At 63.7% G+C, this 20,646-nt stretch carries 21 protein-coding genes; 10 read left to right on the top strand and 11 right to left on the bottom strand.

Annotated elements, in window-relative coordinates; translation table 11 throughout:
- Positions 1–101 precede the first annotated feature (101 nt).
- Together C2I35_RS15465 and rpmG are read left to right on the top strand one after the other, a co-directional pair.
- Entirely contained in the window at positions 102–710 is a 609-nt protein-coding gene (locus C2I35_RS15465) for a cell wall hydrolase (RefSeq protein ID WP_245890507.1), read from the top strand.
- Between the two features lie 102 nt (positions 711–812).
- A complete protein-coding gene (gene rpmG, locus C2I35_RS15460; protein ID WP_050927593.1) occupies positions 813–980 on the top strand; it encodes a 50S ribosomal protein L33 in 168 nt (55 codons plus the stop codon).
- A gap of 221 nt (positions 981–1,201) precedes the next feature.
- On the opposite strand, the gene C2I35_RS15455 is transcribed toward rpmG, so the two are convergent.
- Positions 1,202–1,921 carry a Bax inhibitor-1/YccA family protein gene (locus C2I35_RS15455; RefSeq protein ID WP_103763963.1) on the bottom strand — a complete coding sequence of 240 codons (720 nt, stop codon included), beginning with the start codon at positions 1,919–1,921 and terminating at the stop codon, positions 1,202–1,204.
- A gap of 123 nt (positions 1,922–2,044) precedes the next feature.
- Positions 2,045–2,242, bottom strand: coding sequence for a YjiS-like domain-containing protein (locus C2I35_RS15450; RefSeq protein ID WP_103763962.1), 198 nt, complete (start codon positions 2,240–2,242; stop codon positions 2,045–2,047).
- Between the two features lie 124 nt (positions 2,243–2,366).
- Between C2I35_RS15450 and C2I35_RS15445 the strand changes: the two genes are divergently transcribed.
- Complete coding sequence (locus tag C2I35_RS15445; RefSeq protein ID WP_103763961.1) at positions 2,367–3,239, top strand: LysR family transcriptional regulator; 873 nt, start codon at positions 2,367–2,369, stop codon at positions 3,237–3,239.
- 10 nt (positions 3,240–3,249) lie between these two features.
- Here C2I35_RS15445 and C2I35_RS15440 read toward each other — a convergent pair whose 3' ends face one another.
- Positions 3,250–4,212 (bottom strand): NADPH:quinone oxidoreductase family protein, encoded by a 963-nt coding sequence (locus C2I35_RS15440; RefSeq protein ID WP_103763960.1) that lies wholly within the window; start codon positions 4,210–4,212, stop codon positions 3,250–3,252.
- Between the two features lie 302 nt (positions 4,213–4,514).
- Here C2I35_RS15440 and C2I35_RS15435 point away from each other — a divergent pair, with 302 nt between their 5' ends.
- The 5 genes from C2I35_RS15435 to C2I35_RS15415 all read left to right on the top strand — a co-directional run bounded on the left by C2I35_RS15435 (position 4,515) and on the right by C2I35_RS15415 (position 8,707).
- Complete coding sequence (locus C2I35_RS15435; RefSeq protein WP_103763959.1) at positions 4,515–4,886, top strand: helix-turn-helix domain-containing protein; 372 nt, start codon at positions 4,515–4,517, stop codon at positions 4,884–4,886.
- Between the two features lie 52 nt (positions 4,887–4,938).
- Positions 4,939–5,739: a histidinol-phosphatase gene (gene hisN / locus C2I35_RS15430; protein ID WP_103763958.1), complete on the top strand. Its 801-nt coding sequence runs from the start codon at positions 4,939–4,941 to the stop codon at positions 5,737–5,739.
- Positions 5,740–5,780: 41 nt separating this feature from the next.
- Entirely contained in the window at positions 5,781–6,230 is a 450-nt protein-coding gene (locus tag C2I35_RS15425) for a CAP domain-containing protein (protein ID WP_103763957.1), read from the top strand.
- A gap of 183 nt (positions 6,231–6,413) precedes the next feature.
- On the top strand, positions 6,414–7,643 hold the full coding sequence (locus C2I35_RS15420; RefSeq protein WP_103763956.1) for an acyl-CoA dehydrogenase family protein: 1,230 nt from the start codon (positions 6,414–6,416) through the stop codon (positions 7,641–7,643).
- Positions 7,644–7,801: 158 nt separating this feature from the next.
- A complete protein-coding gene (locus C2I35_RS15415) occupies positions 7,802–8,707 on the top strand; it encodes a DMT family transporter (RefSeq protein WP_245890506.1) in 906 nt (301 codons plus the stop codon).
- A 147-nt stretch (positions 8,708–8,854) separates the two neighbouring features.
- On the opposite strand, the gene C2I35_RS15410 is transcribed toward C2I35_RS15415, so the two are convergent.
- The 5 genes from C2I35_RS15410 to betI form a co-directional block, all read right to left on the bottom strand.
- A complete protein-coding gene (locus C2I35_RS15410) occupies positions 8,855–9,091 on the bottom strand; it encodes an HP1242/YdcH family protein (RefSeq protein ID WP_103763954.1) in 237 nt (78 codons plus the stop codon).
- A 90-nt stretch (positions 9,092–9,181) separates the two neighbouring features.
- Positions 9,182–10,837, bottom strand: a complete 1,656-nt coding sequence (gene betA, locus C2I35_RS15405) for a choline dehydrogenase (RefSeq protein ID WP_103763953.1) — start codon at positions 10,835–10,837, stop codon at positions 9,182–9,184.
- A gap of 82 nt (positions 10,838–10,919) precedes the next feature.
- Positions 10,920–11,570: a glutathione S-transferase family protein gene (locus tag C2I35_RS15400; RefSeq protein ID WP_245890505.1), complete on the bottom strand. Its 651-nt coding sequence runs from the start codon at positions 11,568–11,570 to the stop codon at positions 10,920–10,922.
- On the bottom strand, positions 11,567–13,081 hold the full coding sequence (betC, locus tag C2I35_RS15395) for a choline-sulfatase (RefSeq protein WP_103763951.1): 1,515 nt from the start codon (positions 13,079–13,081) through the stop codon (positions 11,567–11,569). Before betC ends, C2I35_RS15400 begins: the two co-directional genes overlap by 4 nt.
- Positions 13,078–13,668, bottom strand: coding sequence for a transcriptional regulator BetI (gene betI, locus C2I35_RS15390; RefSeq protein WP_170067232.1), 591 nt, complete (start codon positions 13,666–13,668; stop codon positions 13,078–13,080). The genes betC and betI overlap by 4 nt, the downstream gene beginning before the upstream one ends.
- Positions 13,669–13,971: 303 nt before the next feature.
- Between betI and C2I35_RS15385 the strand changes: the two genes are divergently transcribed.
- Positions 13,972–15,528, top strand: coding sequence for an ABC transporter substrate-binding protein (locus tag C2I35_RS15385; protein ID WP_103764088.1), 1,557 nt, complete (start codon positions 13,972–13,974; stop codon positions 15,526–15,528).
- Between the two features lie 143 nt (positions 15,529–15,671).
- Here C2I35_RS15385 and C2I35_RS15380 read toward each other — a convergent pair whose 3' ends face one another.
- From C2I35_RS15380 to C2I35_RS15370, 3 genes are all read right to left on the bottom strand, one after another.
- Complete coding sequence (locus C2I35_RS15380; protein ID WP_103763949.1) at positions 15,672–17,072, bottom strand: helix-turn-helix domain-containing protein; 1,401 nt, start codon at positions 17,070–17,072, stop codon at positions 15,672–15,674.
- Positions 17,073–17,143: 71 nt separating this feature from the next.
- Positions 17,144–18,358: a multidrug effflux MFS transporter gene (locus tag C2I35_RS15375; protein ID WP_103763948.1), complete on the bottom strand. Its 1,215-nt coding sequence runs from the start codon at positions 18,356–18,358 to the stop codon at positions 17,144–17,146.
- Positions 18,359–18,465: 107 nt separating this feature from the next.
- Positions 18,466–18,765, bottom strand: a complete 300-nt coding sequence (locus tag C2I35_RS15370) for a hypothetical protein (RefSeq protein ID WP_103763947.1) — start codon at positions 18,763–18,765, stop codon at positions 18,466–18,468.
- A 294-nt stretch (positions 18,766–19,059) separates the two neighbouring features.
- On the opposite strand from C2I35_RS15370, the gene C2I35_RS15365 reads away from it, so the two are divergent.
- The gene (locus tag C2I35_RS15365) at positions 19,060–20,592 is read left to right on the top strand and encodes an acyl-CoA carboxylase subunit beta (RefSeq protein WP_103763946.1); all 1,533 of its coding nucleotides are present in this window, start codon (positions 19,060–19,062) and stop codon (positions 20,590–20,592) included.
- The last annotated feature ends 54 nt before the right edge of the window (positions 20,593–20,646 follow it).

The raw sequence follows: 20,646 nt of genomic DNA, 5'->3' as shown, positions 1-20,646 counted from the left end.
ATAGCCGTGTTGCATGGGGCTGGGCTGGACTCGCGTTGGCCTTTTATGTACCTCCCGCGACTTGACGGGCCCGTAGGGTCTTTTTTTGAAGGAGGCGATCCTTGAGAAACCTCGCAATAGCTTTGACGATAATGCTTGGAACCGCTGCTGCGGCGGAGCAGGACATCAACCGTTTGTACGCGCACGAGAACCGCGTGTTGAGCTCGATCCCCGAAGATATGGTGGCGCGATACATGGAGCGCCCGGGCGTCGACGTCACCTATTCACGCGACTGGCTGGCGGCGCAATCCGCCCAGACCGGCGGCAAGCAGTGGCGTTGCCTTGCCGAGGCGCTTTACCACGAGGCGCGCGGCGAAAGCGTGAAGGGCCAGTTCGCAGTGGCCGAGGTCATTCTGAACCGCGTCGACAGCGCCCGTTTCCCCGACTCGATCTGCGGCGTTGTGCACCAGGGGACGGGACGGAAGTACCAATGCCAGTTCACTTACACCTGCGACGGCTACAGCGACCGGATCAATGAGAAGCGCGCCTTCGAACGGGCGGGCAAGGTGGCCTACCTGATGGTCAAAGGCGCCAAGCGCCAACTGACCGATGGAGCGACGCATTACCACACCAAGGCGGTGCGTCCGAAATGGTCGCGCACCTTCGCCCGGACCACGACGATCGGGGTGCATCATTTCTACCGCATGCCGACGCGCATCAGCTCGAACTGAGGCGCGGAGAATCCGGTTGACATGCAGGCCTGCCCGTATAAAAGGCGGGCTTCATGACGAATTTCGCGGGGTGGCTGACACCTCGCCGCAGGAGAGATACCCATGGCGAAGCCGACCACTATCAAGATCCGCCTGAACTCGACCGCCGGCACGGGCCACTTCTATGTGACGAAGAAGAACGCCCGCACCATGACCGAGAAGATGTCGGTGCGCAAATACGACCCCGTCGCGCGCAAGCATGTCGAATACAAAGAAGGTAAGATCAAGTAAGATCCGCCCGACCGTAATGCTGAAAGGGCCGTGCCGTCTGGCGCGGCCTTTTGCTTTAGTAGAACGTGGCTGCGGCGCGTTATCAGCTTGCGGGAACTGATCCCGACCGTGAGGTCCCGGGGCAAGCCCGGGACGGGAAATCTCCAGCGACATTCCCACCAGGGCAAAAGAAAAGGGCCGGTCAATACAACCGGCCCCGTGGCAATCGAATGTGGCGAAGATTACTCGCGCTGGCCCAGGAGGTTGAGCAGCATCATGAACATGTTGATGAAGTCCAGATAGAGCCGCAGAGCGCCCATGATGGCGGCCTTGCCCAACCACTCACTGTCGCCGTGATGCGCATGCGCCAGGTACTCATTCTTGATCGACTGCGTGTCATACGCCGTCAGGCCCGCAAAGATCAGCACACCTATGGCCGAAATCGCGAACATGATCGCGGGCGACCCGATGAAGATGTTGATGATCGACGCCACGATAAGGCCGATCACACCCATGATCAGGAAGCTGCCCCAGCCGGAGATGTCCTTCTTGGTGGTGTAGCCCCAGAGCGACAGGCCAGCGAAAGCGATCGACGTCACAAGAAAGATCTGCGCGATGGAGAAGTCCGTGAACACCACGAAGATGTACGAGATCGACACGCCCATCACGACCGAGAAGGCGTAGAAGAAAAACTGTGCCGCGGCGGCAGAGAGCTTGTTGATCACTGCGCCGAAGGCAAAGACCATGATCAGCGGAGCGAACATGACGATGTATCGGGTAAAGCCGGTGAACAGCGTCTCCATCATCGCCGCATTGTTGCCCACGGCCCAAGCGGCCGCAAAGGTCAGCAACATGCCGATCGACATGGTCGCATAGACCTTGTTCATGTGGGCGCGCAAGCCTTCGTCGATCGCAGCGGTACGCGCACCAGTTCCCGTCCGGATCGTTTCGAATTCAGCCATTCAAGCCTCCGATAAGTGTCCCTATTAAACCCCGACGAGGGGTTTGGCAGTAATATCGGTGGCGCGCCGCCTCTTTTCAAGCAAATCCGCACGGAAATCGTACGAAAACAGTCAGTTCACATTTCAACGACTGGAAACATCCCAGATCGGGCGGCGCGCCTCGGCCCGGGCCTCCTCTCGGGTCAGGCCGATATCCTGCAACGCGTGGTCATCAAGACGGTCGAGTGCGCGGCGTTGACGATAGATATCTATGACGTCGAGGAGCGACACGCGGCGGGAGCGGCGGAAAGGTGCGTAGCGGCTGTGCGAGAGAATAGGCATGAGGCGTTCCTTTCATTTTCGTGATCAAACAAGTCGAGGCATTCTTTCTGTTGATGTAAGTGCCACGTCATGTATGATAATTAAAAAGAATGTTTGAGCCCGTAGCCATCAAGGAGTGTGATGAATGCGAAATCTGGACATGACCACGCTGCGGTCGTTCCTTGAAGTAGCCGAGCAGGGCGGCGTCACGCGGGCAGCGCAGGTGCTGAACCTGACGCAATCCGCCGTATCGATGCAACTCAAGCGACTGGAGGAAATGTTGGGCATCGACCTTCTGGATCGCAGCAACCGGCGGATCGCACTGACGGCATCGGGCGAGCAGCTTCTGACCTATGCGCGGCGTATCGTGGACCTGAACGACGAAGCGGTGGGGCGCCTGTCGGACGAGGTTTACGAAGGGCAAATAGTATTGGGGGTTCCGCATGACATCGTCTATCCCGTGGTGCCGCGTGTACTGAAGACTTTCAACAGTTTCTTTCCACGCGTGAACATCGCCTTGAAATCCTCCAGCACGATACGTCTGCACGAGGCGCTCAAGAAGGGTGAGGTGGACTTGATCCTGACCACCGAAAGGGCACTGACGCCGGGGGGCGAGACACTGACGAAGATGCCGCTCAAATGGGTCGGCGCGTTGGGTGGGCAGGCGTGGCGCAAACGACCATTGCGCCTTGGATTCTGCAACTTCTGCATTTTCCGGACCACGGTGCTGCGCAGCTTGGATACGGCGGGCATAGACTGGGAACTGGCGATCGAGTCGGACGAGGATCGCTCGGTCGAGGCGCTGATCAGCGCGGACTTGGCCGTGGGCGCATTGCTGGAAACGAGCATCCCGCCGCACCAGGAGGCCATCAATGCGCAAGGCGCGCTGCCGGACCTGGGGTTTCAGCAGATCAATATGTATGGCGTCGCCAATCGCGACGACATCACGCGGCAATTGGCGGACCTGTTGCGGCAGGGATTTCGAACGGCGACGCCGACGCTGCTGCGGCAAGCATGATCCGAAGCACTCAGTCGATCTTGATGACGACCTTGCCGGTGGATTTCCTCGCGCGCATCAGGTCTAGCCCGTCCTGCGCCTGCTCGAGGTTCAGGACATGGCTGACATGCGGTTTCAGTTTGCCGTCCGTGTACCAGCCGATCAGACGTTCAAGACTGTCCGTGACGACCTTTGGTTTGAAGCCGAGATAGCCGCCCCAGTAGAGCCCGAGCACCGAGATGTTCTTGACCAACAGGTGATTGGCGGGAATTTTCGGCACGTCGCCGCTGGCGAACCCGATCGTAAGGATGCGCGCTTCGGGGCGGCAGGCCCGCATCGCGGCCTTGAACTGATCCCCGCCGACCGGGTCGTAAACCACGTCGACGCCGCCAAGGGCCCGGCAAGCCTCGCGGATATCGTCATTTTCGGCATCTATCAGATGATCGGCCCCGGCCTTGCGCGCCACATCAAGCTTGTCCGCTCCCCGGGCGCAGGCGATGACAGTCGCTCCCATGAGCTTGCCGATTTCCACCGCCGTCAGGCCGACACCTCCGGCTGCGCCGAGCACAAGTAGCGTCTCGCCTGGCTGGAGGCGCGCCTTGTGATCCAGAGCGACGTGGCTGGTGCCATAGGCAATCTGGAATGCGGCGGCATCGGTAAAGCTCATCTCGTCGGGCAGGACAACCGAGCGGTCTGCCGGAAAACAGCCGAACTCGGCCAGCCCGCCATGACCGCCGAAGACGGCGACGCGGCTTCCGACCGCCGGCCGCGCGACACCCTCGCCAAGCGTCTCGACAGTGCCTGCTACCTCCATCCCCAAGGTAAAGGGCGGCTCGGGCGTGTCCTGATAGTCGCCCTTCAGCATCAGAAGGTCGGCGAAGTTCAGGCCGCAGGCTTTGATGCGAACGCCGATTTCACCCGGAGCCGGGGCCGGAGCTGCAATCTCCTGCAGGCTTGCGGTTGTATCGTGCGAATCGATCCGGAACGCGCGCATCTCCAGTCTCCTCCATCCAAAAATCCGGCATGTCCGGCGTTTCGACCGAATAAACGATTACATGAAAAGAAGTCAAACTGCCCCCTTGGGTTGTGGCATACTATGCTAAAGAAGTATTTGCTCGTTTAGATTGTAGGTATAAGGGACCGATCCCTTATTCGGGGTGCAATACTTCTTGATATACCGATTCCTGACGCTTATTTTTTCGTCAGTGTCGCTGGGATGCGCGGCCGAATTTTATTGAACGCCTGCTCGGGATGTCTGTTTAAAGCCCGGCACAGTACATACAGAAAGGATCACCCATGCCGCACCCCGTAGACGTGCATGTCGGGAAACGTATTCGCCACCGTCGCTGGCTCGTCGGAATGACACAGCAACAGCTGGCCGAAAGCGTGGGCATCAAATTTCAACAGATTCAGAAATATGAAACCGGCGCCAATCGCGTCAGCGCATCGCGGCTTTGGGACATTGCGGATGCGCTGGATGTGGAAGTCAGCTTTTTCTTCGAAGGACTCGATCAGGAGAGCGGTGACAAGAACTGCGCCGACATGATCCCGTCGGATCTTCTGGGGGACAAGGAAGCGCTTGATCTCATTCGGTCCTACTATGCCATACCCGAAAATCAACGCCGCCGCCTTTTCGACCTTGCCAGGGTTCTGAGCGACGTCGCTTGAGCCTGTCTGACATGCCGTCTATCCATGCCATGTAAGACGTGGCGAGGGCAGGATGGTTTGTAAAAGTTCCGAAATCGTTGACACCGCGCACGCGCTGGCAGATGCCGCGCGGCGTGCGGTCCTGCCGTTGTTCCGGACCGAAGGAATCGGGGTCGAAAACAAGGCGCAGACCCTTGCGGGTTTTGACCCTGTTACCGCCGCCGACAAGGCGGCGGAGCAGGCGATGCGCGCGATCCTTGCCGAACGCCGGCCAGACGACGCGATACTGGGAGAGGAGTTCGGAACCCGTCCCGGCAGCAGTGGTCTGACTTGGGTGATGGACCCGATTGACGGAACGCGCGCCTTCGTGGCGGGAGCGCCGACCTGGGGCGTTTTGATCGCGGTGTCCGACGAGAGCGGCCCGATTTACGGCCTGATCGACCAGCCATACATCGGCGAACGGTTCGAGGGTGGGTTTGGTCGCGCGATGATGCGCGGGCCGCAGGGTGAACGCGTTCTGAAGACGCGAAGCGACCGTGCATTGTCGGCCTGCACGCTGTTCACGACCTTTCCCGAAGTCGGCACAGAGGCCGAGGGAGCCGCGTTTCGTGCGGTGTCCAGTCAGGTCCGGCTGACCCGGTACGGGCTGGATTGCTATGCCTATGCGCTCGTCGCCAGCGGGCAGGTGGACCTCGTCATCGAAGCGGGCCTGAACGCCTACGACATACAAGCCCCCATCGCCGTGATCGAGGCTGCGGGTGGGATCGTCACTGATTGGTCCGGTGGCGTGGCGCATGCGGGCGGCCGCGTGGTGGCCGCTGCCGGGCGGGAACAGCACAGGGCGGCGCTGGACATTCTCGAAGGGTTTGTCTGACCGCTCTGGCCCTGTCAGGCGCGGTCCGCTAGGATCCAGCCATGGATACGCGCGCGTTCATAATTGCATGCCTTGTCGCCCTGAGTGCACCTGCGGCGGTGGCGCAGGACGTGGTCGACCGGGGTCATGCCGCACTGGGGTGGATCAACGCGTTCCGCGCCAACGAGGGGCGTGCACCGCTTGAGGTGTCGGGTACGTTGACGCGTGCCGCCGCATCGCATGCGGCGGACATGGCGCGAAAAGGGTATTTCAGCCACGCTGGAGCGGATGGCAGCAGCATCGCAGATCGCGCCCGCCGCGCCGGCTACGGCTTTTGTTTCATTGCGGAAAACATCGCCAAGGGTCAATCAGGTCTCGATAGCGTTCTGACCGGTTGGGCAAGGTCGCCGGGGCATCGAAAGAATATGCTGGCCTCTGAGGCGGAAAGCGTCGCGCTGGTCGAGGCGCCGGGGCGTATCTGGGTGATGATGTTGGGTCGCGATGGGTGTTAGCGTGGGCGTCACCGGGAACCTCATGACCGGCCGGACACGCAACAAGGTAAAATCAGGGGGTCACTCGGTCGCCCTGATCCACCAGATATGTGCCGGATGTGTGCGCATTTGACGGACGAGGCTGGACCATGACGGGGCGGCGTGGCATCACGGCGATGCAGCCGCGACCGGGGAGGGACCGCCATGAATTTCGAGATCCGACCGCATATTGCCGACTTGCTTGACCGGGTGCGCACCATGGTCCGCGATGTCATCATGCCGATGGAGGCCCCATATCACGACGAGATCGGGAAGGGCGATCGCTGGACGTATACCGAGCGTCAGGCCGAGATCCTCGAAGGGTTGAAGCAGCAGGCCAAGGCGGCGAGGCTGTGGAATTTCTGGCTGACCGATGGCGAGGACGGCGCGGGACTGAGCACGGTGGAATACGCTTATTTTGCAGAGGAAATTGGCAAAACTCCGATGGCGGCGGAGGTGTTCAATTGCAACGCGCCCGACACCGGCAACATGGAGGTGTTCCAGAAATACGGCACCGACGAGATGAAGACCCGCTGGCTTCAACCGCTCCTGGAGGGGGACATTCGGTCGGCCTACCTGATGACGGAACCCGACGTGGCGAGTTCGGATGCGACGAACATCTCGCTGAGCTGTTTGCGGGACGGGGACGACTATGTCCTGAACGGCGAGAAATGGTGGGCGACGGGGGCGGGTGACCCGCGCTGCGCGGTCTATATCGTGATGGCCAAGACCGGCGATGACGACATGCCAAAGCACCAGCGGCATTCGATGATCGTGGTGCCTGCCGACACGCAAGGCATTGAAAAACTTAGACCAATGACGGTTTACGGTGCGGATGATGCGCCGCATGGGCACATGCATTTCCGCTTTTCCGATGTGCGGGTTCCGGCCGAGAACATGCTGCTTGGCGAAGGGCGCGGCTTCGAGATCGCGCAGGGACGGCTTGGGCCGGGTCGCATCCACCATTGCATGCGCGCCATCGGGCAGGCCGAGGCGGCGCTGGAGCTGATGTGCCGCCGCGCCTTGCAGCGTGAGGCCTTTGGCAAGCCGCTGGCGCAGCTGGGGGCGAATTTCGATTATATTGCCGAGGCCCGGATGGAGATCGAGCAGGCGCGGCTCTTGTGCCTGAAGGCGGCATGGATGATGGACCAGGGCGACGCGCGGGCGGCGGCGCCGTGGATCAGCCAGATCAAGGTCGTGGCGCCCAAGGTGGCGCTGAAGGTCGTGGACGAGGCCGTCCAGATGTTCGGCGCGCAGGGCATCAGCCAGGACACGCCGCTGGCGGCGATGTGGACGCACCTGCGCACCCTGCGTCTGGCGGACGGGCCGGACGCGGTGCATCGGCGGCAGGTTGCGCGGGCGGAACTGCGCAAGTACACGCAAGAGAAGATCTGAGCGCCTGCCGCGCCGACGGGCGCAAAATTTTTTCGAAAAATTTTGCCACCGCGACAAGGCTTGCCTTGGCGCAATCATGGCAGGACGAGGTTAACGGCCTCTGAAAAACCCGTGCTTTTGCGCTCGACATCCCGGAGCGGCGGAGGCTTTATGCGGCCATGAGTTCAGAGTTGAATGCACGGCCCGGCTGGGGTGTTTTCTGGATGGTCGTGACCGGTGTGCTGTTCGTCGGCGTGACCGCCATGGTCAAGCTTTTGGGCACCCGCATCCCCGCGCCCGAGGCGGCGTTCCTGCGCTATGTGCTGGGGCTGATCTTCCTGTTGCCAATGCTGGGCACGCTGAGCCGGTTGCGACTGGATCGCGGCACCTGGGGCCTGATCGCGGCGCGGGGCATCGCGCATTCGGCCGGGGTGGGTTTGTGGTTCTTTGCCATGGCGCGCATTCCCATCGCGGATGTGACCGCGATGAACTACCTTTCGCCGATCTACGTGACGCTGGGGGCGGCCTTGTTCCTGGGCGAAAAGCTGGCCTTGCGGCGGGTGGTGGCGATCCTTGTCGCGCTGTGCGGGGCGCTGATCATCCTGCGCCCGGGCTTTCGCGAGTTGCAATCAGGGCATTTCGCCATGCTGTTCACGGCGGTTGCCTTTGGCGGGTCGTACCTGCTGGCCAAGATGCTGTCCGATCGCTGCAGTCCGGGGCTGGTCGTGGCGATGCTGTCGACCACCGTGACGATCGGGCTGGCGCCTGTCGCGTTGAGCAACTGGGTGACGCCAACCCTTTGGGAACTGGTGATTTTGATGGGGGTCGCGGCCTTTGCCACGGGCGGGCATTACACCATGACACTGGCGTTTCGTGCGGCCCCGCTGGCGGTGACGCAGCCGGTGACATTCCTGCAGCTTGTCTGGGCGGTTCTGTTGGGCGTGACGTTCTTTGCCGAACCCTTTGATCCGTGGGTGATTTTGGGCGGTCTGGTGATCGTGGGCTCGGTCAGCTTCATCAGTTGGCGCGAGGCGGTGCTGAAGCGGCGCGCGGTGACGCCCGCTGCGCATCAGACCAAGTATTGAATCACTTGGTTAATTTCGACAGGAACCTCAAAAATAGCACGTCGGTATCGCGTCGGTATCTGGGTGGTAACGCGACGGTGCGATTTTTCGCACGCGGCGGCCTTACCGCACCGGGCGGTGCGGTAAGGGGCGGTCGACCCGGATGTGTCAGGCGCTGAGAATCGCGTAGAGCTCGTCCTTCAGCCGGGCGCGCTCCTTGCGCATGTCCGTCTCGGCGGCGGGCGCGACCGGGGTCACGTTGGTTTCCGCCGCGTGAACCTGCCGGTTGACCGCGTGGTAGTCGTCCATCAGCCGGGCGAAATGCGCGTCCGAGGTTTTCAGCGCCGTGATGCGGTCGGCCATGTCGGGGAATTCTTCGTGCAGCTCGTGCGGGGTGTGTGACATCCGGGGTCCTCCTTGGTGTTCGCGTGTCGAAGGAGAGGTTAGGCGCGCGCCGGGGCGCGCACCTTGATGCGGATCAAACCGGCGCGGGGATCAGCGTTGCGCGGTCTGCCAGTCGGGGTGAATCCAGGCCTGGGCGTTGTCTGCGGGAAGCGCGCGGTCGAGGACGAGATCGGCCATCTTCTCGCCTACCATGATCGAGGGCGCGTTGAGGTTGCCGTTGGGAATGCGCGGAAAGACCGAGCTGTCGGCGACGCGCAGGCCCGAAACGCCGATCACGCGGCCCTCGGGGTCCACGACGCTGCGCGGATCGTCCGCCCGGCCCATGCGGCAGGTGCCGCAGGGGTGATAGGCGCTTTCGGCGTGTTCGCGGATGAAATCGTCGATCTGGTCGTCGGACTGCACGTCCGCGCCGGGCTGAATCTCGTGTTTTGAGAACGGAGCAAAGGCGTCCTGGGCGAAGACCTCGCGCGTGAGACGGATGGCGCGGCGGAAATCCTGCCAGTCGCTGTCGCAGCTCATGTAGTTGAAGAAGATCTTCGGCGGCGCGGCGGGGTCGGCGGAATTGAGGGTGACGTGCCCGCGGCTCTCGGAACGCATGGGGCCGACATGGGCCTGGTATCCGTGGCCTTCGGCCGCCGCCTGTCCGTCATAGCGCACGGCGATGGGCAGGAAGTGGAATTGCAGGTCGGGGTAATCCACGCCCGCCGCCGAGCGGATGAATCCGCAGGATTCGAACTGGTTCGTGGCACCGGGGCCGGTCTTGCCCAGCAGCCAGGTGAGGCCGACGAGCGCCTTGCCGGGCAGGTTCCAGTACTTGTAGAGGCTGACCGGTTGGGAGGCGGCCATCTGGACGTAGACCTCCAGATGGTCCTGAAGATTCGCTCCGACGCCGGGGCGGTCGGCGATCACGTCGATACCGTGTTCGGCGAGATGTGCGCCCGGGCCGATGCCGGAGAGCATCAGAAGCTTGGGCGAGTTGAAGGCGGAGGCCGAGAGGATCACCTCGGCGTTTGCGCGGATGATCTCCTGGCGTCCCTTGCGGGTGACCTCAACGCCAACCGCGCGGCCGTCCTCGAACACGACGCGGGCGGCGAGGCCGCGGACGACGTCACATTTGCCGGTCTTCAGGGCAGGCTTGAGGTAGGCGTTGGCGGCAGACCAGCGCTGGCCCTTGTGGACGGTCATCTCGAAGGGCGCAAAGCCTTCCTGCTGTTCGCCGTTATAGTCGGGGGTGACGGGATAGCCGGCCTGTTCGCCGGCCTCGATGAAGGCGCGGGTGAGGGGGTTGGCCATCTGGCCGCGGGTGACGTGCAGCGGGCCGTCGGAACCGCGCCAGTCGGGGTCGCCGCCATGGCCGGCATCGGTCCAGTTTTCCAGGCGCTTGTAGTAGGGCAGGACGTCGGCATAGCCCCAGCCGGTGGCGCCTTCGTCGCGCCAGTGGTCGAAGTCGCGGGCGTGGCCGCGCACGTAGACCATGCCGTTGATCGAGGAGGACCCGCCGATGACCTTGCCGCGCGGGGCGGCGAGGCGGCGACCCCCAAGATGCGGTTCGGGTTCGGTACGGTAGCCCCAATCGTACATCTTCATGTTCATCGGGTAGCTGAGCGCGCCGGGCATCTGGATGAAGGGGCCGGCATCGGTGCCGCCATGTTCGATCACGAGCACGGAATGGCCCGCCTCGGACAGGCGGTAGGCCATGGCGCACCCGGCGCTGCCGGCCCCGACGATGACGTAATCGGCTTGCATCAGGAACCTCGCTTGGATGGTGGGCTCGGATTGGGGGCCAGCCCCCAACCCCCGCGGATATTTATGGCCAGAGGAAGACGCATCAGGCGCCCTCCACCCGCAGCGCGTCGTAGGGGACCATGACGTGGGTCTGGTAGGCGGGGCGCTGGGTGAGGCGGTTGTAATAGGCCTCGACCGTCGGGTTGGCGGCGCGGGGGACGTCGATAGTGAACCAGCGGAAAAGCAGGTGACCCGCGACGATGTCGGCGGCGGTGAAGTGGTCGCCGCAGATGTAGGGCTGTGCGTCGAGCTGGTCGGCGAGGCGCGCGAGGTGGCCGTCGAAAGCGGTGATGGCGGCGGCGAGGCGGGCCTCGTCGCGGTCGGCGGCGGGTGTGCGGACGCGGGGCCAGAATATGGGGTGGGTGAAGCCTGCGACCAGCGTGCTCTTGGCCCATTCGGCCCACATGTCGACGGGCGCGCGCAAGGCAGGATCGGCGGGCCAGAAGGCGCCGCCGTCGCCGTAGCGCGACGCGAGGTAGCGCAGGATGGCGGTGCTTTCCCAGACCACGAGGTCGCCGTCGCGCAAGACGGGGACCTTGCGGTGCGGGTTCATCGACCCGAATTCGGGCGTGTCGAGGCCGCCATGGGCGTGGCCATAGTCGAGCCGCTCGCAGTCGAGGCCAAGCTCGGCGAGGGTCCACATGACCAGTTGCACGTTGGAGGAGGTGGCGCGGCCATAGACGGTGAGCATCATTCGCCCCTCGGGTAGCGGGCGTTTTCCTCGACCACGTTGAGGTCCATGTGGTTGCGCATGTAGCGCTCAGAGGCCTTTTGCAGCGGCTGGTAGTCCCACGGGAAGTAGCCGCCCTGGCGCAGCGCCTCGTAGACGACCCAGCGGCGGGCCTGGCTTTCGCGGACCTGGGCATCGAACGCCTCTAGGTCCCAGCGGGCGGCGGCCTCGACGCGGAAGCGTTCGAGGGTGGCCTTGTGCGCGGGGTCTTCGGCCAGGTTGGTGAGCTCGTACGGGTCGGCGTCAAGGTCGAAGAGCTGTTCGGGGTCGAGCGCGCAGTTGGTGTATTTCCAGCGTCCGTGCCGCAGGGCGACGAGCGGCGAATAGGAGGCCTCGGCGGCGTATTCCATGGCGACGGGGCTTTTGCGGGCTGAGCCCTGTCCCGTCGGCACGAGGCTTTCGCCGGCGACCCAGGGCATGACCTCGGACATGTCCACGCCGGCGAGGTCGCACAGGGTGGGGCAGACGTCGATGTTGCTGACCGGCTCGGTGACGAGGCCGGGTTTCATCGACGGGGCGGAGATCATGAGTGGCACCCGCGACGAGCCCTCGAAGAAGGACATCTTGAACCACAGGCCGCGCTCGCCCAGCATGTCGCCGTGGTCGGAAACGAAGAGGATGATGGTGTCCTCCTCTTGGCGCGTGCCGCGCAGGGCCTCCATCACCTCGCCGATCTTGTCGTCGAGATAGGAGATGTTGGCGAAATAGGCGCGGCGGGAGCGGCGGATGTCCTCTTCGGTGATATCGAAGCTGCGCCAGTCGTTGGCGTCGAAGATGCGCTGGGAGTGGGGGTCGTGATCCTCGTAATCCATCGCGGGCACTTCGGGCAGGAGGTGCTCGCAGTCTTCGTAGAGGTCCCAGTATTTCTTGCGCGCGACGTAAGGATCGTGCGGGTGGGTGAAGCTGACCGTCAGGCACCACGGGCGGTCGTCCTTGCCGCGCCCGTAGTCATAGACCTTGCGGGTGGCGTTATAAGCGACCTCGTCGTCATATTCCATCTGGTTGGAAATTTCGGCCACGCCGGAGCCGGTGACCGAGCCCATGTTGTGGTACCACCAGTCGATCCGCTCGCCCGGTTTGCGGTAGTCGGGCGTCCAGCCGAAATCGGCGGGGTAGATGTCGGTGGTCAGGCGTTCCTCGAAGCCGTGAAGCTGGTCGGGGCCGACGAAGTGCATCTTGCCCGACAGGCAGGTCTGGTAGCCCGCGCGGCGCAGGTGGTGCGCGTAGGTGGGAATGTCGGCGGAGAATTCGGCGGCGTTGTCATAGACGCGGCTGCGCGACGGCAGGAGGCCGGACATGTAACTGGCGCGGCCGGGCGCGCAGAGCGGCGAGGCGGTGTAGGCGTTCTTGAACCGGGTCGAGCGGGCGGCGAGCGCCTTGAGGTTGGGCGCGTGCAGCCAGTCGGCGGGGCCGTCGGGAAAGAATTTTCCGTTCAGCTGGTCGACCATGAAGATGAGGATATTGGGACGTGTCATGTAGGGGCGCCTTCCGGGAGTGAGGTGTCGATGTAGTGCAGCAGCACACCGATGGCGGTTTCGCCCGAGAGCGGTGCGCTGTGCAGCGCCTGCCGGATATAAAGACCGTCGATCATCGCGGCCAGACCGCGCGTGAGGGTGCGGGCCTCTTCCGCCGGGGCAAGCTGGCGGAAGGCGTGGTGCAGATTGGAGCGCAGGCGGCGGTGGTAGACATGCAGAAGGCGGCGCGCCTCGTCGGATTTCTGGGCCTGGACGTAGAAGTTGAGCCAGGCGGCGATCATCTCGTCGCGGAACTGGCCGGGGGCGAAGCTGGCGCGGACGATCGCCTCGAGCCGCTGGCGGGGCGTCCTGGCCATGATGAGCGCGCCGCGCACCTCGGCCCCGTAGAGGGTGAGGATGTGGCGCATGGCGGCGGCGAAGATCTGTTCCTTGGAGCCGAAATAGTGATGCGCCAGCGCCGAGGACATGCCGGCGCGGCGGGCGATCTGGCTGACGGTCACGTCGAGCGAGCCGCGCGCGCCGATCTCGTGGATCGTGGCCTCGACCAGCGCCGAGCGCCGAAGCGGTTCCATTCCGATCTTGGGCAATTCGTCCTCCGAAGGTGATAACGGGAGTCGGTATTGAGTTTTGATTGACTCGTCAATCAATAAACGTATTGTCGGCACCAACAGAAGGCTGGGGAGTAAGGATGGGATGTCCGTAGCTTTCGCGTTGCACGTGGTCGTGCGTGGCGTCTAAGGTTGCCGCAATGTCGTTTCCGGACATTCCGGACCGACGCGAGGCGCTGCGTGTACGACAAGCCCGCGCCGGGACGCATCGGACCATCCGAGACATATGCGCGTCATGCGCAGAGCATAAAACAGTATCGTGTCAACAAGGGAGAACATGACATGTCATTGATCAAAGGCGGACTTCTGGACCGTCGCGGATTTCTGAAAACCACGGTCGCGGCGGGTGCCGCGGCGGCCCTGCCGATGGGCGCCTTCGCCCAGAGCACGCCGAAACGCGGCGGTGACCTGCGCGTGGCCAAGGGTCACGGCCAGACGACGGACACGCTGGACCCGGGCCAGTGGGAGAACGGTTACATGCTGGCGCTGGGCTTTGGCGTTCACGGGCGTCTGACCGAAGTTGCCCCCGACGGCTCGCTGGTGCCGGAACTGGCCGAAAGCTGGGAAGCGTCGGAGGATGCCAGCGAGTGGCGCTTCAAGATCCGCCAGGGCGTGACGTTCCATGACGGCAAGTCGCTGACCGTGGAGGACGTGGTGGCGTCGATCAACCATCACCGGGGCGAGAATTCGACCTCGGCCGCGGGGCCGATCGTGGCGCCGATCGCCGACATCACCACCGAGGGCGACGACACGGTCGTCTTCACGCTGGATGGCGGCAACGCCGACTTCCCGTTCATCCTGTCGGATTATCACCTGGTGGTCTGCCCGGCGACGGAAGACGGTATCGACTGGCAGTCCGGCAATGGCTGCGGCAGCTACATCCTGAAGAATTTCGACGCCGGGGTGAGCAGCCAGTTCGAGCGCAACCCGAACCACTGGCGCGACGACGTGGCGTGGTTCGACACGATCGAGATGCTGTGCGTGGTGGACCAGAACGCGCGGACCACGGCGCTGGTCTCGGGCGACGTGCATGCGATCGACCGGGTCGACCTGAAGGCCGCGAACCTGCTGGGCCGCAACCCCGGCGTGAGCATCGAGTCGGTCGCGGGCACGCAGCATTACACCTTCGCGATGTCCACCAACACCGATCCTTACACGGACAACAACATCCGTCAGGCCCTGAAATGGGGGATCAACCGCGAGGAAATGGTCGAGAAGATCCTGTTCGGTTATGGCTCGGTCGGGAATGACCATCCCATCGGCGAGGGTCAGCGCTATCATAACTCCGAGATGGAGCAGAAGACGTACGACCCCGACAAGGCGAAGTTCCACCTCAAGGAAGCCGGTCTGGACAGCATCGACATCAACCTGTCGTCGTCGGATGCGGCGTTCAGCGGCGCGGTGGATGCGGCAATTTTGTACCAGGCCTCGGCCAAGGAAGCGGGCATCAACATCAACGTGGTGCGCGAACCCAAGGACGGCTACTGGTCGGACGTGTGGATGAAGAAGCCGTTCACCGCCGTCTACTGGGGCGGCCGTCCGGTCGAGGACCAGATGTTCGCCACCGCCTACCAGTGCGGGGCGGCGTGGAATGACAGCTTCTGGTGCAATGACCGGTTCGAGGAGCTGCTGGTCAAGGCCCGCGCCGAGCTGGACGAGGACAAGCGCCGGGAGATGTATTACGAGATGCAGGACCTGGTGGCCAACCAGGGCGGCGTCGTGATCCCGATGTTTGCCAACTATGTCTTCGCGGTCGGCGACAAGGTCGCGCACGGCGAAATGGCGTCGAACTGGGAAATGGACGGCGAGCGCTGGATGGAGCGCTGGTGGATGGCCTGATTTCAGGCTTTATCCGTGAGCATTGGAGGACCCCCGGTTTGGCCGGGGGTTTTCTTTTTTGGGGGTGGTGGGTTGGAAACCCACCCTACGCAAGAGGTCCCGGATCAAGTCCGGGACGGGTGGGTTCAAGGGCTGCCGCGCGGCTATCCTACCTTGTAGGGCAGAACGCCGCGTTCGTCGGGGGTGACTTGCAGACGGCGTTCCAGGGGCGGGACCGAGCGCTGGTGACAGTGCGTGCGCTCGCAGATGCGGCAGGAGATGCCGATGGGCTCGTAGGCTTGTGAGAGCGTCAGGTCGAGGTCGTCGGCGTAGACCAGGGCGTCGGCGTGTTTCACCTCGCAGCCGAGGGCGATGGCGAAGCGGCGGACGGGGGCGCCAAAGTGCCCGCCGCGCTTGGAGACGTCGCGGGCAAGGCTGATGTAGCGCACGCCGTCGGGGGTTTCGGCCAGCTGGCGCAGGAAGCGGCCGGGGGTCTCGAACGCGCGGTGGACGTTCCAGAGCGGGCAGGCGCCGCCGAAGCGGGCGAATTGCAGCCGCGTGGCGGAGTGGCGTTTGGTGATCGTACCGGCCTGGTCGACCCGGACGAAGAAGAAGGGCACACCCTTGGCGCCGGGGCGTTGCAGGGTCGAGAGGCGATGGCAGACTTGTTCGATGGACGCGCCGAAGCGGGTGGCGAGGCGTTCGAGGTCGTGCCGGTGGTCTTGCGCCGCCTGAAGGAACGCCGTGTAGGGCATCAGCGCCGCCCCGGCGAAGTAGTTCGCAAGGCCGATCTTGGCGATGTCGCGCGCCGCGTCGGACTGGAACCGGGCGAAGTCGAGCGTGGCCTCGATCAGCTTTTCCTGTGTCAGCAGAGCCACTTGCAGGAGGAGCTGAAAGCGGCGGGTCTCGGGCTCGGCGTGGTTCGAGAGGTACAGGATGCGCGCGTCGCGGTCGTAGTGGCGCATCCTCGGGTCGTCGCTGTCCACGACCTTGATGCCGAGCGCATCCAGCCGCGCCTCGGCCAGGTCGGTGATGCGGCGGGGACCGGAGGCGGGGCCGGCGAAATGTTCCGCTGCGCGGTCGACGGCGTCGATGTAGTTGTCGCAGTAATGGAAGAAGTCGCGCACCTCATCCCAGGGAGAGGTCTGGGGGCGGGCATCCTCGCGCCCCAGCGCCTCGTCGAGGGAGGCGAGGCGTTCGTGGGTGTCGCGGTAGGCGCGGTGCAGTTCGAGAAAGGCGCGGGCCATGGCGGGGGCGTTGGAGGCGGTCAGGCGCAGGTCGCTGAGGCTGGGCGTGTCGTCGGCGAAGACGGCATCGGCCATCGCCTCGCGCATGTCCGTCACCAGCCGTTCTGCGTCGCCGGTGGCCAGTTCCGTGACGTCGAAGCCGAATTCCTGCGCCAGGGCGAGGATGACCGTGGTGGAGACCGGGCGATTGTTGTTCTCCATCTGGTTCAGGTAGGGCAGGGAGACGCCGAGCTTGGCGGCGAAATCCTTTTGCGTCAGGGCGAGGCGCTGGCGCGTCTCGCGCAGCTTGGCGCCGGCATAGAGTTTCTGGGTGGCCATGGGTGGCTCGCTTTGCAGGTTTGCGTAAGCGAAGGTTTAGATTTGCAAAGCCGTGTGCGCAAGGGCAGGGTTCAGATAGAGGGCGCGCCCAACTGCCGTTCGCGCAGGATGACGAGTGTAATGGCGAGGATGCCGCCAATGGCCGTCAGCAGCATCAGCCACACCAGCGGGAAGGCCCCGGTGCCGGGGCCCAGCAGGGCACCGGCCAGAGCCGAAAGCCCGGCGCCGCCGCCGATCATCAGGAAGCCGGCAAGGCCGCTGGCGGTGCCCGCGAGGCTGGGGCGGACGGACAGCGCGCCGGCGGTGGCGTTGGGGATGGTCATGCCGTTGCCGAGGCCCATCAATGTCATCAGGCCGAAGAAGGTGACCGGCGTGCTGATCCCGGCATAGAGTGTGGCGAGGTTGATGCCGTGGCCGATGGCGTTGGCGAGCGCGCCGTAGAAGACCATGCGGTTGATGCCGATCCGGGTGGAGAAGCGGCCCGACAGGAAGTTGCCGGTGAAATAGCCAACGGCGGGGGCGCCGAAGAAGAGGCCGAGTTCCGACGGGCTGAGTCCGAAAACCTCTGTGCCCACGAAGGGCGCGCCGCCCAGGTAGGCGAAGAAGGCGCCGGAGGAGAGCGCGGCGGCCAGCGCGTAGCCCCAGAAGCGGTAGGAAGTGAAAAGTTCGGGGTATTCGACGAACTGGTCGCGGAAGGTGCGGCCTTCGAGCGGGGCGGTTTCGCCGAGGTCGTTCCAGACCAGCCAGAGGACGGCCGCGGCCATGGCGAAAAGCGCCCAGAAGCTGCCGTGCCAGCCGAAGGCGGCATCCAGCGCACCGCCGATGGCCGGGCCGATCATGGGCACGACCGACATGCCCATGGTGACATAGCCGATCATCGAAGCGGCCCGGTCGGCCGGGACCATGTCGCGCACCACGGCGCGCGACAGGACCATCGCGGCGACGATGCCGCCCTGGAACATGCGGAAGATCAGGAAGATCCAGATGTTGGTCGACAGCAGGCAGCCAAGCGTTGCGAGCAGAAAGATCACCAGCCCGCCAAGGATCACCGGGCGGCGCCCGACCCGGTCGGAGATCGGGCCGATCAGCAGTTGCAGGATGGCGTTGATCCCGAGATAGCCCGCGACGGCAAGTTGCATCACGCCGTAATCGGTCTCGAAATAGGCGGTCATGCCGGGCAGGGACGGCAGGAAGATGTTGAGCGCCAGCGTCGAGATCCCTGCCAGCACGATCAGGGTGAAGATATGCGGCGGTGTGCTGCGGTCGAGGAAGCGGACGGTGGGCATGGCGAAGGCGCTATCCCGGAGTGCGGGGGATGTCCAGACGGGGCGGTGAGCGGAATGCTGTCCGCGTTTTGCCCCTTGCTGTCGCCTCGGGCCTCAGGCGAATGGTTTCAGTTCCCGGACGAAGCCAGCATGTCTCCGGCGTAGGCATCCATCAATTCTGCCCCGAATTCTTCCGCGCCTTCGCTGCGAAGTGCCGATATGCGTGCGAAGGTTTGATCGCGCACCTCGCGGGAGGGGTAGACCGTCACAATGGCGAACCGGTCCAGGTCGGTATCGACGAGCATCGAATGTTCGGCGCCCAGGGCAAGAAGCCCCGGAAAGTATTTTCGCTCCATTAGATCCTTCACGTGCGCGAGGGTCTCGGTCTCCCCCACCATTCTCCATGTCGTGATTGAAACAAAACTCATCGGTACGTCCTCCGCTAATCCAAGGTATAGCACAGTTCTGTACGCCGGTCTTTGCGTGATACGGGTCGTGTCCGGCGTCGGTGCGCCCTGCAGTTGGGGAGTGGCGTTCCTTTTTCTGTTGGCTGGTGATTGTTCCGAGGGCTGCGTGTCATCCGAGAGCGGCGCCAAGAGGGTCAATTTGCAGATTTGCAAGTTAGCAAGCACCGCTTCGCCAGATTTGGCAAATTTGCGGAAATTTTCTTGGATGGCCCGCGCGCAACCAGTAGGGTCGCGCCAGTCAACGAGGGGGACAGCATGAAAGATATCCTGCAGGAACTGGACACGCGCCGCGGCAACGCGCGGCTGGGCGGCGGGCAGAAACGTATCGACGGCCAGCACGAGAAGGGCAAGCTGACCGCGCGGGAGCGGATCGACCTTCTGCTGGACGAGGACAGTTTCGAAGAGTTCGACATGTTCGTCGCCCATCGCTGTACCGATTTCGGGATGGAGAAGAACCGGCCCTACGGCGATGGCGTGGTGACCGGCTGGGGCACGATCAACGGGCGTCAGGTGTACGTCTTCAGCCAGGATTTCACCGTGCTGGGCGGATCGGTGTCGCATACGCACGCAATGAAGATCTGCAAGATCATGGACATGGCGATGCAGAATGGCGCGCCGGTCATCGGCATCAACGACTCGGGCGGTGCGCGGATCCAGGAAGGCGTGGACAGCCTTGCGGGCTATGGCGAGGTGTTCCAGCGCAATATCGAGGCGTCGGGCGTGGTGCCGCAGATCAGCGTGATCACCGGGCCCTGCGCGGGTGGGGCGGTGTATAGCCCCGCGATGACCGACTTCATCTTCATGGTGCGCGACAGTTCCTACATGTTCGTGACCGGCCCCGACGTGGTGAAGACCGTCACCAACGAGCAGGTCACGGCCGAGGAACTGGGCGGGGCCTCGACCCATACGAAAAAGTCCTCGGTCGCCGATGCGGCCTTCGAGAACGACGTGGAGGCGATGGCCGAGGTGCGGCGGCTGGTGGACTTCCTGCCGCTGAACAACCGCGAGCCTGTGCCGGTGCGCCCGTTCTTCGACGATGTGAACCGCGCCGAGACCAGCCTGGATACGCTGATCCCCGACAACCCCAACATGCCCTACGACATGAAGGAGTTGATCGTGAAGATCGCCGACGAGGGCGATTTCTACGAGATCCAGGAGGATTTCGCGAAGAACATGGTCACCGGGTTCATTCGTCTGGAAGGGCGCACGGTGGGCGTCGTGGCGAACCAGCCGATGGTGCTGGCCGGGTGTCTGGACATCGACAGCAGCCGCAAGGCGGCGCGGTTCGTGCGGTTCTGCGATTGTTTCGAGATCCCGATCCTGACTTTCGTGGACGTGCCGGGCTTTTTGCCCGGCACCAGCCAGGAGCATAACGGGGTGATCAAGCACGGCGCGAAGCTGCTCTTTGCCTATGGCGAGGCGACGGTGCCGAAGGTGACGGTGATCACGCGCAAGGCCTATGGCGGGGCTTACGTGGTGATGTCTTCCAAGCACCTGCGGGGGGACATCAACTATGCCTGGCCCACGTCCGAGATCGCGGTGATGGGCGCCAAGGGCGCGACGGAGATCATCCACCGCGCTGACCTGGGCGATGACGAGAAGATCGCCAAGCACACGGCGGATTACGAGGCGCGTTTCGCCAACCCCTTCGTGGCCGCCGAGCGGGGGTTCATCGACGAGGTGATCCAGCCGCGCAGCACGCGCAAGCGGGTGAGCCGGGCCTTTGCCGCGCTGCGCCACAAGAAGCGCAAGCTGCCGTGGAAGAAGCACGACAATATTCCGCTTTGAGGGCGGTGTAGGGTGGGCGAAAGCCCACGCGGCGCGGATGGTGGGTTTTCACCC

The sequence above is a fragment of the Roseovarius confluentis genome, assembly GCF_002917925.1.
Classification (GTDB): Bacteria; Pseudomonadota; Alphaproteobacteria; order Rhodobacterales; family Rhodobacteraceae; genus Roseovarius; species Roseovarius confluentis.
The sequence above is the reverse complement of the archived record's forward strand: the minus strand, read 5'-3'. Positions and strand labels throughout refer to the sequence as shown.